Source organism: Aeromonas sp. QDB31 (genome assembly GCF_027707605.1).
In the GTDB taxonomy this organism is placed as follows: Bacteria; Pseudomonadota; Gammaproteobacteria; order Enterobacterales; family Aeromonadaceae; genus Aeromonas; species Aeromonas media.
In genome coordinates this window covers 160,156-174,963 of sequence record NZ_JAPCIX010000003.1, presented here as the reverse complement: position 1 = coordinate 174,963, position 14,808 = coordinate 160,156, and the positions used below count along the sequence as shown (strand labels likewise).

Genomic DNA, 14,808 nt, shown 5'->3' with positions numbered 1-14,808 from the left:
TTGAGTTCGCTGATTGACGCAAAGATGATCAATTAATTCAGGGAGTGGACTGGACATGTGCGAACTGCTCGGCATGAGCGCCAATGTGCCGACCGACATCTGCTTCAGCTTTACCGGGCTGATGCTGCGGGGCGGCAAGACGGGCCCCCACAAGGATGGCTGGGGAATCACCTTCTACGAGGGGCGAGGCTTTCGCACCTTCAAGGATCCCGAACCCAGTGCCCAGTCACCCATCGCCAAGCTGGTGCAGGCGTTGCCCATCAAGAGCCGCGCCGTGGTCAGCCATATCCGGCAGGCCAACCGGGGATGCGTGTCGCTGGAAAACACCCATCCCTTCACCCGCGAGCTGTGGGGACGCTACTGGACCTTTGCCCACAACGGCCAGCTGACTGGCTACAAGAGGCTGCCGACCGGGCGCCACCGTCCTGTGGGGGACACTGACAGCGAGCACGCGTTCTGCTGGCTGCTTGACAGGCTGGAGCAGAAATACCCCAAGCGTCCGGCGAACTTCCCCGCCATGTTCCGCTATCTCGTGACCCTGTGCGACGAGCTGCGTGGACTCGGGGTATTCAACATGTTGCTGTCGGATGGGGAGTTCGTGATGACCTATTGCAGCAACAACCTCTACTGGCTGACCCGCAGGGCGCCCTTTGGCGAGGCCCGTCTGCTGGATGAAGACGTGGCCATCGACTTCCAGAGCGAGACCACTCCGAATGACGTAGTGACGCTGATAGCCACCCGCCCGCTCACCGGCAACGAGAGCTGGGTAAAGATGGTGTCCGGGGAGTTCTGCCTGTTCAGGCTGGGTGAGCTGGAATACGGCAATGCAGCCAAGCTGCTGACCCGTAAATAAAAAATACCAGGGTAGAATCCTACCCTGGTTCTTCGCAGCAGCCATACAGGCAAAAAGGGATGAGAGAGGTGTTGCTGAGCCGCATCATTCTCATGGCTTGCATTGTTACGTTATTGTTAATTTTGTGGCAACATTTATCTCTTTCCTGCCTGTGACTGGGTGTTGATAACTTGAACTGGCTCACACTCTGATGGCGGCAAGGCACTTCGCTCGAGTCTCACCGGAGAGTGGATGACAGCCGGTGTGCGGGTCGGCTATATTGTGGCCTGTTTGAATACCATCATAGGGAACAGAAGATGGAGTGGCTGGATCAGAAAGTGCTGCGGCAACTGGCAGATGACATAGGTCACGACATGATGCCGGTCGTCATCTCGGTGTTCGTCGAGGAGGTGGGCGGGCAACTTGCCCAGCTCAGGCCGCTCTTTGATCAGCGGGACTGGACCGCCCTGGCCCGCCTCGCTCACAGCATGAAGTCCTCTTGTGGCAGTTACGGTGCCGAGCCCAGCTATCGTCAGGTCATGGCGCTGGAGCTCGCCTGTCGCCGGGAAGATGCGGAGGAGGCCGGTCGCCTGCTCGAACAGCTCGAACACTCCCTGCCGCAGGTATTCTCTCATTTGGCCCAGTATCACTAGGCCGCATTGGCGGCTTAGCCCGCCTTGTCACGCTCTGCATACCAGCTCAGGATCACCGTATCCAGCGCCTGTCGGAGTTTGAGGCGATCGTGGCGATGGGGCAGGGCAACCTCACCCAGACTGGCCAGAACCAGGCAATGCTGCAGCTCGGGGGCCCCATGGCCTTCGGGGGCCAGGATGGCATCGATCCGACCCTGGCCGATCCGCTCTTCCAGCCAGCGATGCTGGTGGGACAGTGTCAGCTTGCCAGCTGGCCCGTTTTCGGCCACCAGATTGCTGATGAAGACGACGATGGCACCGCTGCCACGGATCGCCTCGGCTACCTCGTTTAGCAACAGGGGCGGCATGATGGAGGTGAGGAAGCTGCCGGGCCCCAGAATGATCATGTCGGCCTGGTTCAGGGCATCGATCGCCTCACGAGTGGCCGGCACGACCGGGTTCAGGCTCAGGGCCCGTGGCGGTGTGGTGAGCTGATCGATGGAAACCTCCCCCAGGATCTGATCGCCACAGACGGTGTGGGCACACAGATCGGTGGGATGTTCGGACATGGGCAGCAGGCTGGGCTCGATGTTCAGCATGTCACTGATGAGCCGGATGGCATCCAGGGGACGGACGCAGAGATTGTCGAGTGCCAGTAGCATCAGGTTGCCGAGGTTGTGACCCGCCAGCTCGCCGCGCCCCGTGAAGCGATATTCGAACAGTCGGCTGCCGATGCTGGGTTCGGTCACCAGCTGATTGAGGCAGTTGCGCAGATCGCCCCAGGCGATGCACTCCTGGCTCTTGCGCAGGCGTCCAGTGGAGCCGCCATTATCGGTCGTGGTGACAATGCCCGTCAGCCGAGTGCCTAAAAACGAGAGAGAAGAGAGCACCCGACCCATGCCGTGTCCACCGCCGATGGCGACGACCCGCTCAAAGTCATTGATATTTTTCTGCCACATGCCGTCATCCTGTGTGGGCCAGTGAGTATCATGCTAGTCCGCATGACCAGGTAATTATTTGATAAAGGTATGATTTTTGCTTGATGCCAGAGCATCGCATACCACTAGGAGATGGTGTTGAACTTCCTGACGGCTCACTCCCTTGCCGAGACGACCCCGCTGGCCGCTCAACAGATAGTTGAACGGCTGCTCGCTCAATCACCCCATTCCCCGTCGCTGTTGCTGGTTTATTTTACCCAAGCTCACGATGCCGCGGTACTGCGCCGTGTACTCAAGTCCCGCTTTCCCGATGTCCGGCTCATCGGGTGCAGCTCCTGTGGCGGTATCCTGACCCAGACTGGCCATCATGGTCTGCTGGGCTGGAGTCTCGCGGTGGCGGCTCTCTATGACGACAAGGGGGCCTACGGCGTAGCCGGCCAGGCAGGGGATAAGCTGGATGTGCGCCAGTTGCTGCGCCGCGCCATTGCAGATGGTGGGCGTCCCGGCGAGTTGCCGCAACTCATCTTGCTGCACACCAGCCCGGGGCAGGAAGAGGCTGTGCTGGCGGGTATAGATGCCGAGTTCGGGGCGACGGTTCCCGTCGTCGGCGGGTCGGCGGCTGACGACGGGGTCACCGGCGAGTGGCAACTGTGCTGGGATGAGGGGGAAGGGACGCAGGGCTGCGTGGTGGCGGTGCTCTATCCCGATTGCCAGTTGGCCTTCCAGTTCCACTCCGGTTATGTGCCCACCGAGCGCCATGGCATCATTACCGCGCTGGAGGGGCGCGAGGTACTGACCATAGACAATGAGCCGGCGGCCCGGGTCTACGCCCGCTGGACAGAGCGCCAGGTCCCCTGGCCGGTGGGCCCCATTTTGCGGGAGACGACCCTCTCCCCGCTGGCCCGGCAGGTCGGGACGCTTGATGAGATGCCTTACTACAAGCTTTCCCACCCCGATGCTGTCACGGCGCGGGAAGGGTTGCGTCTGTTTACCGAAACCCGGCTGGGGGAGCGCCTGCAACTGATGTACAGCAGCCAGGAAGGCTTGCTTCAGCGCAGCCTGAATGCGGTGCGCATCGAACCCGAATACGGGATGGCGGGGAACCTGCAACCCATCGGTGCCCTGGTGGTGTTCTGCGCGGGCTGCCGTCTGGCGCTGGGGGACTCACTCGGCGATGTCGTCGGTCACTTCAGTCAACGGCTGGGGGAGATCCCCTTTATCACGCCATTTACCTTCGGCGAGCAGGGGCGATTGCCCCACGGTGAGCTGGCCCATGGCAACCTCATGGTGTCGAGCGTAATCTTCCTCGAGAGCTGACAAGGTGCTGGACACAAGATGATAGGCAATAGCGAACTCGAAACCCTGGGCGACAAGCTGCAAACCACGCTGGTGGAGCTGATGCGCTGCCGGGAGCGGGAGGCCAGATACCGTCAGGAGTCGCAGGCCCTGCTGTGCGGGGTGGCAACACTGGCACAGGCTCAGAGCCTGGAGCAGGTACTGGACAGCCTCATCCTGGCGCTCAAGCCCTTCATCGGCTTCGAACAGGCTGACGTGGTCGCCTGGGAAAGCTCGCGCGGCACCACGCATCTGAGCACCCAACTCGGGGAGGTCGGCCGCATCTGGCCGCTGACGCCGCTCTTCTCCCGCGCCATCGCCGGGGAAACCCTGGTCATCTATGATCCGGCCCAGTTGCCCGAGCTGGCTGCTCTGGCGGGGGCGGCGGGCTGGGCCAGCGTCATGATGACGGGGCTGCAGGCGCCGGGCTTTTCCGGGGTGCTCATCTGCCGGCACAGTACCGCGGGCACCTTCGATCTTCAGAGCAAGGCGGCGATGCAGCGTTGTCGCCCGCTCATCTCCCAGGCGCTGGTCAACATTGCCTATCGGGCGCGCCTGCAGGAGCAGGTCGACCTCAAGACCCTGGCGCTTCAAGCAAGCGAGCAGCGCTTTCGCAGCTTTGCCGCCATGGCGTCTGACTGGTTCTGGGAGACGGATCCCGAGCACAGGCTGAGCTATGTCTCTGCCCCCGGCTATCAGGGGGAGGCGCTTGTCCGCCAGGCGGGGCGCAGCCTTTATGACTTTGCCCACGACAAGCAGGATCCCGCCTGGTGCAAGTATCAGTACCAGATCGCTCACCATCTGCCGGTGCGGGCGATGCGCGCCCAGGTGACGCTGGCCAACGGACCCTGCTGGATGGAGATCAATGCCGAGCCTTGTCATGATGCCAGCGGCACCTTCATCGGTTATCGGGGCACGGCGCGGGAGATTGGCAGCCAGATCCGCCGCGAGCAGGAGCTGGCGCGGGCACGGGATGAGGCCGAGAGTGCCAATCGTGCCAAGTCCCAGTTCCTGGCCATGATGACCCACGAGATCCGCTCCCCCATGAATGCGGTGCTGGGGATGCTGGATCTGCTGCAGCACGGTCGGCTCGAGACTCCCCAACAGACCCTGCTCGGTCACGCCACCCACTCTGCCCATTTGCTGCAGACCATCATCGATGATGTACTCGACTTCTCGAAGATTGAATCCCATACCCTGGCCCTGCACTGCGAGCCTTTTCAACCCGCCGAGCTGTGCCGGGCGCTGGTGGAGCCGCTGCAGGCGCAGGCCCGAGCCAAGGGCATAGCGCTACATTGGCAGCTGGATGAGCAAGTGCCGTCTCACCTGCAGGGGGACGCGGTCCGCCTGTCCCAGGTGATTGGCAATCTGCTCGGCAATGCGGTGAAATTTACCGCCGCCGGCAGCGTGCTGCTCGCGCTGGAATGGCAGGATGAGCGGCTGAGGGTGTCGGTCAGCGACACCGGGATTGGCATATCCCCTGAGGATCAGGCGTTGCTGTTCGAGCCGTTCTATCAGGTCGACAGCTCGGCCAGCCGTCGTTTTTCCGGCTCCGGGCTTGGGCTGGCCATCTGCCGGCGGCTGGTGCAACTCATGGGGGGGGACATCCGCCTGCAGAGCACCCCGGGGCAGGGCAGCTGTTTCTGGTTCGAGTTGCCCGGAATGGCCTCACCTTGCATCGAGGCAGTCAGCCCCGCCACTCAGGGGCTCTCCATGCTGGATCTGGATGTGCTGGTGGTGGAGGACAGCCCGGTCAATCAGCTGGTGGTGTCGCTCATGCTGCAAAAGCTGGTGTGTCGGGTGAGGCTTGCAAGCAATGGCCTGGAGGCGCTGGCACAGGTCGGTGAGCGGCGACCGGACCTCATCCTGATGGATATGCGAATGCCGCAGATGGATGGGCTGGAGGCGACGCGCCGCCTGCGCGACATGGGGTGCGAGGTTCCCATAGTGGCGCTGACGGCCAATGCCATGACGGAGGACAGGGCGCGTTGTCTGGCCCAGGGGATGAACGACTTTCTGGCCAAACCCATCAGCCTGGCCCGGCTGCGCAGTTGTTTGCTGCGCCATTGCCGGCTTCCATAGCCAGATTTTGGGTAAAAAAATGGTCAACCTGGTGGTTGACCAATTCTTCAGCAAATACTGAAGAGAGCACGGGATAAATCGGGTTGTACGGTCTTGTATGAAAAAGTCGTGCCAACTTTTCATGACCTGTTATTTGCGGCTGGTAGCGGAGTTATCTGTTGTTATCGCCACCGGTGATTGCAAATTGCGAATTCCATCTTTTCATTGTAAGAATTTCCGGTCAGGATATTCGCGTTTTGCAAATCACGTATTGACTCACTCTCTGACTCACTGTGCGATCAGTCGGCGCAGGAACTGGCGCGCCGCTTCACTGTTCTGTTTGGCAATCAACATCTGTTTCTCATAGATCGGCATGGGCAGGATCTCGAGCCAGCGCTGACAGAGCCAGGCCGCGTCGTCGAACTGCTTGTCCGGGTAGAGCTCATCCAGTTCTGGATATTGTTCAAATACTTCCTGCAATCTGCTGACCAGCTGCTTGTCACTGAAGTCCGAGTGCGCGCTCGGCCAGTTGGGCAGGGTTTCCACCTGAGCGTGGCGCAATCCGGATTTATCCGTTGCCATTTCGTGGATGCAGAAACGTTCCAGACCGAGCACGGTGACCCCGAGCAGACCATCGTTGAGCGTATAGAAATCTGTCACCTTGACGCGAGTGCCGACTGGCAGGATACGCCCGCAGGTGCCCGTGCTGGTGCTCTCTTCCATCACGATGCCAAAGCCCCGATCATCGATGAAGGACTCCTTGAGCATCTGCAGGTGGCGAGGCTCAAACAGACGCAAGGGGAGTTTCCCGCCCGGCAGTATGTGTGAGGGCAAGGGGAACAGTGCCAAGTGTTGAAGTTTCATGTTCCATCCTCCGATAAGTTGCATCTGAATATGACAATGCAGTGACTGTGCCAGAGCACGAGGAAAATGGAGGCTCGGTAGAGAAATGATGAAGAAAATTTAAATATTCATTAATAATCAATATATTAGAATATGCTCTAAGGACAGGGATGGGACTCGTCAGAGAGGGATTCAGGCGAGTTTATAGGGGCTCGTACATGCCCCATCTGCAGAATGGGGCTGCGTTCGCATATTGCAAATGACTCTCCTGCAAAATGCGCATCTGCCATCCATCTTCAGCGGCAGGATCTGTCAGACGAGATGGCAGAAACGGCTAGACGGCGGATGGGGTGTGCTGACCGAGCCCTTCCAGCATCAGGGCGGCGATCTCGTCGTACATCTGTGACCAGGCCTCAGACAGCGCCGGTGTGAAGTGCTCTCCCAGCCGTCTTGCCAGCACCAGGGTCAATGCCTGTTTCAACAGGCCGAACTGGTGTGACTGCACGTTGAACTGTCGATGCCGTCTGCCGAGATCCCGGATGATGAAACCCAGGGCATCCAGCTGCTCCAGGCTGGTGATCACCGTGTTCAGGGTCTCAGACACCTTGGTGACCGGCATTCCCGCAGGATCGGGAAAGAGGTTGATCAAGTCAGGTGAGAGCCGGAACAGCTCTGTATACACCTCCTGAACATAGGTGTTGTTCAATGCGGTGACCCTGCCCCATGCCCTTTGTACCAGTTCGATCTGTTCCGGTGTCATGCCGTGCGCCCTCCATGCGTCGTCTCCCAAACATAATAATGCATTTTCTCAATAAGTTGCGAGAGTGGAGTCGGTGACATTCTGTTAGGCTGGGGCTGTGCTGTATCCAGCAAAAAGCCCCGAAATGACGGGGCCTTGGCTGGCATGAGTGGGAGGACAACATGGGAGTCTAGTTGCGCTGCTCCAGGTACATGACGGCGGCTTCCACCCGGCTCTGGGCTTCGAGCTTCTTCAGCAGGCTCTTGACGTGCACCTTGACGGTGCCTTCCGAGATGTGGAGCACGGAGGCGACCTGCTTGTTGGAAAGACCCTTGGCAATCTCGCGCATGATCTGCATCTCGCGGCGGGTCAGGCTTTCCAGCTTCTGTTGCAGATGGTCCAGCTCATAGATGTTTTCCAGATAGGGACGCAGGGGCTCGCTCAGGATCTGTTTGCCGGTCATGACATCGGCCAGCTGACCGAGCAGCATGTCGGGCTCGGTGTCCTTGAGCAGGTAACCATCGGCGCCTGCCTTGAGCAGGGCAACCACGTCCTGACGGGCGTCGGAAACGGTCAGGATCACGACCCGGGAGGTGACCTCTTCGGCGCGCAGGGCTTTGAGGGTATCGAGGCCGGACAAGCCCTTCATGTTGAGATCGAGCAGGATAAGGTCCGGTTCGGACTCCTTGGCCATGGCTACGGCGTCAGTGCCGTTAGAAGCCTCACCTATCACTTCGATGTTATCTTCCAGCTCCAGCAGTTGCACAATGCCTTTGCGCATCAGGGGATGGTCATCTACGACCAGAACACTATATTTCATCTCGTCCATCAGGCGTCTCTTGTTAGGCTGGTGGGAAAAGTCAGGTGTACACGGGTGCCCCCGGAAGACGGTTCACTGATGGTCAACTGACCGTGCAACTTGCTGGCACGCTCGTTCATGATGCTGAGACCGTAGTGATTCACCGCCGAGCTTGCGCCCCCTATTCCGACACCATCATCTGCAATCTGAACCTGGATGTTACCATCAGCCAGGGTCTCACAGCTAACGTCAATGCGCTGGGCGCAGGCATGTTTGATGGCATTGAGCACTGCCTCACGGATCAGTTGCAGGATGTGTATATGCTGCCCCGCCTCGAGATCCGTATCAGTCAGTCCGTATTGGAGCCTGATCTCGGCCCGGGTCTGGGGCTTGAGCTGCTCCAGCATGACGCCGATGGCTTCGCCGAGATTGGCGTCGCCGATGCTGAGGCGGAAGGTGCCGAGCAGCTCGCGCAACTGGGTATAGGCATTGCTGAGCCCTTCGTCTATCTGCTCCATGGCGGCTTTGGCCTTGCCATTATCCCCCTTGGCGACGGAGCGCTTGAGCAGGGTGGACTGGATCTTGAGGTAGGAGAGTGCCTGGGCCAGCGAGTCGTGCAGCTCGCGTGCGATGACGGCACGCTCCTCCATCAGCAGCAGGCGCTGGTGTTGCAGCAAGGTCTGATCCTTGTGCAGCACCTGGGCCAGCAGCATGGAGAAGTTCTTCATCAGCCGCTCGTCGATGGGGTGAGCGCTTATCATGTCGAGCCGGCCGTATTCCTCATCATCCATCTGCAGATAGAAGCTCACCACGGCATCCAGGTCTCCGGGCCAGCCCTTGCGCCCGGTGATGTAGACCGGCATGGCATTGTGCTCGAAGCGGGTCAGCCTGATGTAGTCGATGTGCTGATGGGCGGCGGCCCGCTCCAGCAATTTCTGCAGGGTACGGCGGCTCAGCGGCGCCGCATGCAGCTTCTGGGCTGTGGAATAGAGGAAGGAGAGGGTGTCGTTCGCCTGCTGCAGCTTGGCGGTTTTCTCTTCCACCTTGCTCTCCAGCTCCCGATAGAGCTTGCCGAGCTCGTCCGCCATGGTGGCGAAGGCGCCGGACAGTTCCCCCAACTCGTTTTCGCAGTGGGGGGGCAGGGTCAGGTCGAACTCCTGGCGCTGGATCTGGCGTGCGCAATGGACCAGCTGATTGAGGGGGGCAACCACCTGCTGGCGGGTGAAACGCACCGTGAACCAGGCGATGGTGATGATGGAGAGCAAGCCCAGCCCCTCCGCCAGCGCCAGCATGCGCACCTTGAACTCCACGTGATACTGCATCTGATTGACGAAGTCATCGATGGCGGCGACGAACTGCTCGGTGTTGTCGGTGTAGCGGCTGGGGGTGGCGTTCTCGATGTGCTCGCGCATCATCTGCCATTGCAGCAGCACCTCGCCATAGGTACGGCGCAAGGAGGCGGGGGTGATCCAGCGCTGGGTCTCCTGCAACTCGGAGGCGTGCAGTGTCTGCTCGAACTGGTCGAGCCGGCCGAGGACGGCCTGATCCTTCTCGATTTCGTAGGCCATGCGATAGGCCTGCATCCGCAATGATCCCGACAGGTTGATCGCCTTGGCGTCGGGTACCGAGTAGAAGAGGGTGACCATGGCCACCACGGCGATCAGGCTGGCCATGAACAGGATCAGCACCATGGAGCGGCCGATGGCGCTGCTGACCGAGTGTACTTTGAACCACTTTCCCATGCCGATTGGCTTCCTTCAGATCAGACAAAGACCCCACAAAGTAGCATGGGAGTGTACTCCAACTTGTGCTAGCATCGAAAAACTAGATGAACTCCGAGCGTTTTTGCCTAAGTCATTGAGATAGGGGGAAAACGCCGTCAGCCGTCGTTCGAGCTGAAAGGGTCAGGAAAGAAATGCCCTGGCCTCCCGTATTTGGAAAGGTGTTTATGTTGCCACTTGAAGATGGTTTTTCCCGTCGTTTTTACTATTTGCGCCTGTCTATTACCGATGTGTGCAATTTCCGTTGTACCTACTGTTTGCCGGACGGTTATCGCCCCCCGGATGGGAACAAGGAGGGGCGCAAGTCGTTTCTCTCCCTGGAGGAGATCCGTCGCATCGTCTCTGGCTTCGCCGCCATGGGCACCCGCAAGGTGCGCCTGACCGGTGGGGAACCCTCACTGCGCCGTGACTTTACCGCCATCATAGAGACGGTGGCCAATACCCCCGGCATCGAGAAGGTGGCCATGACCACCAACGGCTATCGCTTGAAGGAGCGCGCCCAGGAGTGGTTCGATGCCGGACTCAATGCCCTCAATGTCAGTGTCGACAGCCTGGATCCACGCCAGTTTCACCAGATCACCGGTGAGAACAAGCTGGCGGAGGTGATGGAGGGAATAGAGGCGGCACTGGCCGCCGGCTTCAAGTCGGTGAAGATCAATGCGGTGCTGCTCAAGGGGCTCAACGATCAGCAGCTGGATCAGTTTCTGGCCTGGATCAGGCACAAGCCCATCGAGCTGCGCTTCATCGAGCTGATGCAGACCGGGGAGATGGACAACCTGTTTCGCGACCATCACACCAGTGGCGAGCTCATCAAGGCGCAGCTGCTTGGCAATGGCTGGATCCAGCAATTGCGCGCGGTGGACGACGGCCCGGCCCAGGTGTTCATGCACCCCGAATCACAGGGTGGGGTCGGACTCATCATGCCCTACAGCAAGGACTTCTGCGCCGGTTGCAATCGGCTGCGGGTCTCCTCCGTGGGCAAGTTGCACCTCTGTCTGTTCGGTGACAACGGGGTGGAATTGCGGGATCTGCTCAGTGACGACAGTCAGCAGGAGGCCCTGCAACTGCGGATCCGCCAGGCGCTCACCGGCAAGGCCGCCACCCATCGTCTGCACGAGGGCAATGCCGGCATGACCCCCCATCTCGCCTCCATCGGCGGCTGAGTGCTCACCGTTAGCTCAAAATAGCCATCGATTAATAAGCAATCCTCATATAGGGGTAATTTACCTTGCCCCTTTCCTGCCTTGTTGCGCCAAGGGTTTGATCCAGCGCAATAATCCCCCCTGTTTATCTCCCTGGTGGTATATCACTGGACTTGTGAGAGTCGCAATATACACCCACGCTTATAATTGGTATTGAAAATGCCAGTCACTGGTTCCGCGCTCGAATTCTGTCCTGTGAAGAGGAATTGATATGCCTGATGGGGTCAATCTGTCACGCCGCAGTCTGTTTCGAGGACGACTGAGTGCGCCCAGACCCGAGGTGCAGCTGCCTTGGTCTGTCTCCTGGGCCGACTTCGTGGCCGATTGCACCCGGTGTGGCGACTGCCTGACGGCCTGCCCGGAGCAGATCCTGATCAAGGGGGACGGCGGCTTCCCGACGGTGGATTTCCAGCGCGGCGAGTGCACCTTCTGCACCGACTGTGTGACCGCCTGCCAGGCGCCAATATTTCGGCCGACCACCCAGACGCCCTGGGACTATGTGGCTCACATCGAAGCCGATTGCCTGGCCAGTGCCCAGGTCTTCTGCCAGCGCTGTCAGGACAGCTGCGAGCAGCAGGCCATCCGTTTTTCTCCTCAGCTGGGGCGAGTACCCACCCCCAGCATCCATACCGAGTCGTGCAATGGCTGTGGTGCCTGCGTGGCGGATTGTCCGGTCGGCAGTATCAGGGTGGGCGCCCCCCATCAGGGGTCGTCTACATGAAGCAAGGGATGAGCAAGTTGGAAAACAACCATATGACCCGAGAAGAGTTCCATGTATCCAGCCTGGTGGTACTGACCCAGCCCCCCTTGCGCCACCGGCTCGCAGAGCAGATTGCGGCCCTGGATGGGGCAGAGATCCATGCCGTCAGCGACGAAGGCAAGCTGGTGGTGACCCTGGAAGGGCCCAGCCAGCGCCCCATCATGGCGGCCATCGATGCGATCAATGCCATGCCGGGCGTGCTCTCCGCCGCCCTGATCTACCACCAGTTTGATGAAGTCGAAGCCGAGGGCAGGGAATAGCGCCACGAGGCTGGGCCGCGCGGTTTGCGATGCCCGATGAAAGCAATAAAGCGCCATGACGCTGAGCCAGCGCGGCTCGTGACAATGGCTGTCATTGATGTGATTAAGCAATGCGAGGATATGTCATGAAGCTGAGTCGACGCGACTTTATGAAGGCCAATGCGGTGGCGGCAGCCGCTGCCGTGGCCGGAGTCAGTGCCCCCACCCTGGCGGCGAACCTTATTACCAGCACCGACAAGACTGCCATCACCTGGGACAAGGCGCCCTGCCGCTTCTGCGGCACCGGCTGCTCCGTGCTGGTGGGCTCTCAGGCCGGACGTGTCGTGGCGACCCAGGGCGATCCCGATGCGCCGGTCAACCGTGGCCTCAACTGCATCAAGGGCTACTTCCTCTCCAAGATCATGTATGGCGAGGATCGCCTGACCCAGCCCATGCTGCGCATGACCAATGGCAAGTTCGACAAGAATGGCGACTTCGCCCCCATCAGCTGGGATCAGGCGTTCGACATCATGGCCGAGAAGTTCAAAGCCACCCTCAAGGAGAAGGGACCGACCGCCGTCGGCATGTTCGGCTCCGGCCAGTGGACCGTATGGGAAGGTTATGCCGCCGCCAAGCTGATGAAGGCAGGCCTGCGCACCAACAACCTGGATCCCAACGCCCGTCACTGCATGGCCTCCGCCGTGGTCGGTTTCATGCGTACCTTCGGCATGGATGAGCCCATGGGCTGCTACGACGACATCGAGCAGGCCGACGCCTTCGTGCTCTGGGGCTCCAACATGGCCGAGATGCACCCCATCCTCTGGTCACGGATGTCCGATCGCCGCCTCTCCAACCCGGATGTGCAGGTGCACGTGCTCTCCACCTTCGAGCACCGCAGCTTCGAGCTGGCGGACAACGGTATGGTGTTCACGCCCCAGACCGACTTGGCGATCCTCAACTACATCGCCAACTACATCATCCAGAACGACAAGGTGAACTGGGACTTCGTCAACAAGCACACCCAGTTCCGCAAGGGGGTCACCGACATCGGCTATGGCCTGCGCCCGACTCACCCGACGCAGCAGAAGGCCAAGAACCCCGACAGCGGCGACTCGACTCCCATGAGCTTCGAGGAGTTTGCCAAGTTCGTGGCGGATTATGACGTCGAGTCGGTGGCCAAGCTCTCCGGCGTCTCCAAAGACAAGCTGGAGAAGCTGGCCCAGATCTATGCCGATCCCGACAAGAAGGTGGTCTCCTACTGGACCATGGGCTTCAACCAGCACACCCGTGGCGTCTGGGCGAACAATCTCTGTTACAACATCCACCTGCTGACCGGCAAGATCTCCACCCCGGGCTCGGGTCCCTTCTCCCTGACCGGCCAGCCGTCTGCGTGCGGCACTGCGCGGGAAGTGGGCACCTTCGCCCACCGCCTGCCCGCCGACATGGTGGTGACCGATCCCAAGCACCGCGCCATCGCCGAGAAGATCTGGAAGCTGCCGGAAGGCACCATTCCCGAGCAGGTGGGTTATCACGCCGTGCTGCAAAACCGCATGCTCAAAGACGGCAAGCTCAACGCCTACTGGGTGATGTGCAACAACAACATGCAGGCCGGCCCCAACATGAACGAGGAGGGATTGCCCGGTTATCGCAACCCGGCCAACTTCATCGTGGTCTCTGACCCTTACCCGACAGTGACCGCGCAAGCGGCTGACCTTATCCTGCCCACCGCCATGTGGGTGGAGAAAGAGGGTGCCTATGGCAACGCCGAGCGCCGCACCCAGTTCTGGCACCAGCAGGTGAAGGCGCCAGAAGGGGCCAAGTCCGATCTGTGGCAGCTGATGGAGTTTTCCAAGCGCTTCACCGTGGAAGAGGTGTGGCCGGCTGAGCTGATCGCCAAGATGCCGGAAGTGAAGGGCAAGACCCTGTTCGAGGTGCTCTACGCCAACGGGCAGGTCAACCAGTTCCCGAAAGAGCAGAGCAAGGGGGCGCTGAACGACGAGGCGGAACACTTCGGCTTCTACGTGCAGAAGGGGTTGTTCGAGGAGTACGCCTCCTTCGGTCGCGGCCACGGCCACGATCTGGCACCGTTTGATCAGTATCACGAGGCCCGTGGCCTGCGCTGGCCCGTGGTGGACGGCAAGGAGACCCTGTGGCGCTATCGCGAAGGGTTTGACCCTTATGTGAAGGCGGGGGAGGGGGTGAAATTCTACGGCAAGCCCGATGGCCGTGCGGTGATCTTCGCGCTGCCCTATGAGCCGGCCGCCGAGGCACCGGATAAAGAGTACGACATGTGGCTCTCCACCGGTCGCGTGCTGGAGCACTGGCACACCGGCACCATGACTCGCCGGGTCCCCGAGCTCTATCGCGCCTTCCCGGATGCGGTGCTCTTCATGCACCCGGAAGATGCCAAGGCCCGCGGCGTGCGCCGTGGCGAAGAGGTGATCGTCTCCTCCCGCCGTGGCGAGGTGAAGACCCGGGTCGAGACTCGCGGCCGCAACCGTCCGCCCAAAGGCCTGGTGTTCATGCCCTTCTTCGATGCGAGCCAGCTGGTCAACAAGCTGACCCTGGACGCCACGGACCCGCTCTCCAAAGAGACGGATTACAAGAAGTGCGCCGTCAAGGTCATGAAGGCGTAAGGCGGGCCGGG

General features: G+C 60.4%; 13 protein-coding genes and 1 riboswitch. Of the genes, 8 read left to right on the top strand and 5 right to left on the bottom strand.

Annotation, left to right across the window (positions count from 1 at the left end):
* Window positions 1–55 precede the first annotated feature (55 nt).
* Both PG898_RS04500 and PG898_RS04495 read left to right on the top strand, forming a co-directional pair.
* A complete protein-coding gene (locus PG898_RS04500; RefSeq protein ID WP_171269164.1) occupies window positions 56–853 on the top strand; it encodes a class II glutamine amidotransferase in 798 nt (265 codons plus the stop codon).
* 296 nt (window positions 854–1,149) lie between these two features.
* The gene (locus tag PG898_RS04495) at window positions 1,150–1,485 is read left to right on the top strand and encodes an Hpt domain-containing protein (protein ID WP_005325550.1); all 336 of its coding nucleotides are present in this window, start codon (window positions 1,150–1,152) and stop codon (window positions 1,483–1,485) included.
* Window positions 1,486–1,499: 14 nt separating this feature from the next.
* On the opposite strand, the gene PG898_RS04490 is transcribed toward PG898_RS04495, so the two are convergent.
* On the bottom strand, window positions 1,500–2,423 hold the full coding sequence (locus PG898_RS04490; RefSeq protein ID WP_171269163.1) for a gluconeogenesis factor YvcK family protein: 924 nt from the start codon (window positions 2,421–2,423) through the stop codon (window positions 1,500–1,502).
* Window positions 2,424–2,534: 111 nt separating this feature from the next.
* Between PG898_RS04490 and PG898_RS04485 the strand changes: the two genes are divergently transcribed.
* Both PG898_RS04485 and PG898_RS04480 read left to right on the top strand, forming a co-directional pair.
* Window positions 2,535–3,719 carry an FIST signal transduction protein gene (locus PG898_RS04485; RefSeq protein WP_171269162.1) on the top strand — a complete coding sequence of 395 codons (1,185 nt, stop codon included), beginning with the start codon at window positions 2,535–2,537 and terminating at the stop codon, window positions 3,717–3,719.
* Window positions 3,720–3,737: 18 nt separating this feature from the next.
* Entirely contained in the window at window positions 3,738–5,819 is a 2,082-nt protein-coding gene (locus tag PG898_RS04480) for an ATP-binding protein (RefSeq protein ID WP_171269161.1), read from the top strand.
* Window positions 5,820–6,086: 267 nt separating this feature from the next.
* On the opposite strand, the gene PG898_RS04475 is transcribed toward PG898_RS04480, so the two are convergent.
* From PG898_RS04475 to narQ, 4 genes are all read right to left on the bottom strand, one after another.
* Window positions 6,087–6,662: an LON peptidase substrate-binding domain-containing protein gene (locus tag PG898_RS04475; protein ID WP_171269160.1), complete on the bottom strand. Its 576-nt coding sequence runs from the start codon at window positions 6,660–6,662 to the stop codon at window positions 6,087–6,089.
* 313 nt (window positions 6,663–6,975) lie between these two features.
* Window positions 6,976–7,401 (bottom strand): globin domain-containing protein, encoded by a 426-nt coding sequence (locus PG898_RS04470; protein WP_171269159.1) that lies wholly within the window; start codon window positions 7,399–7,401, stop codon window positions 6,976–6,978.
* A gap of 169 nt (window positions 7,402–7,570) precedes the next feature.
* Window positions 7,571–8,209 carry a two-component system response regulator NarL gene (narL, locus tag PG898_RS04465; RefSeq protein WP_005325544.1) on the bottom strand — a complete coding sequence of 213 codons (639 nt, stop codon included), beginning with the start codon at window positions 8,207–8,209 and terminating at the stop codon, window positions 7,571–7,573.
* The gene (gene narQ / locus PG898_RS04460) at window positions 8,209–9,921 is read right to left on the bottom strand and encodes a nitrate/nitrite two-component system sensor histidine kinase NarQ (RefSeq protein ID WP_043132876.1); all 1,713 of its coding nucleotides are present in this window, start codon (window positions 9,919–9,921) and stop codon (window positions 8,209–8,211) included. Before narQ ends, narL begins: the two co-directional genes overlap by 1 nt.
* 79 nt (window positions 9,922–10,000) lie before the next feature.
* Window positions 10,001–10,140, top strand: a riboswitch (molybdenum cofactor riboswitch).
* Between narQ and moaA the strand changes: the two genes are divergently transcribed.
* From moaA to napA, 4 genes are all read left to right on the top strand, one after another.
* Window positions 10,128–11,123, top strand: coding sequence for a GTP 3',8-cyclase MoaA (gene moaA, locus PG898_RS04455; RefSeq protein WP_171269157.1), 996 nt, complete (start codon window positions 10,128–10,130; stop codon window positions 11,121–11,123). (Overlaps the previous riboswitch by 13 nt.)
* A 250-nt stretch (window positions 11,124–11,373) precedes the next feature.
* Entirely contained in the window at window positions 11,374–11,883 is a 510-nt protein-coding gene (gene napF / locus PG898_RS04450; protein ID WP_171269156.1) for a ferredoxin-type protein NapF, read from the top strand.
* Window positions 11,884–11,891: 8 nt separating this feature from the next.
* Window positions 11,892–12,182 (top strand): chaperone NapD, encoded by a 291-nt coding sequence (locus PG898_RS04445; RefSeq protein ID WP_226989672.1) that lies wholly within the window; start codon window positions 11,892–11,894, stop codon window positions 12,180–12,182.
* Between the two features lie 125 nt (window positions 12,183–12,307).
* A complete protein-coding gene (gene napA / locus PG898_RS04440; protein ID WP_171269155.1) occupies window positions 12,308–14,797 on the top strand; it encodes a nitrate reductase catalytic subunit NapA in 2,490 nt (829 codons plus the stop codon).
* The last annotated feature ends 11 nt before the right edge of the window (window positions 14,798–14,808 follow it).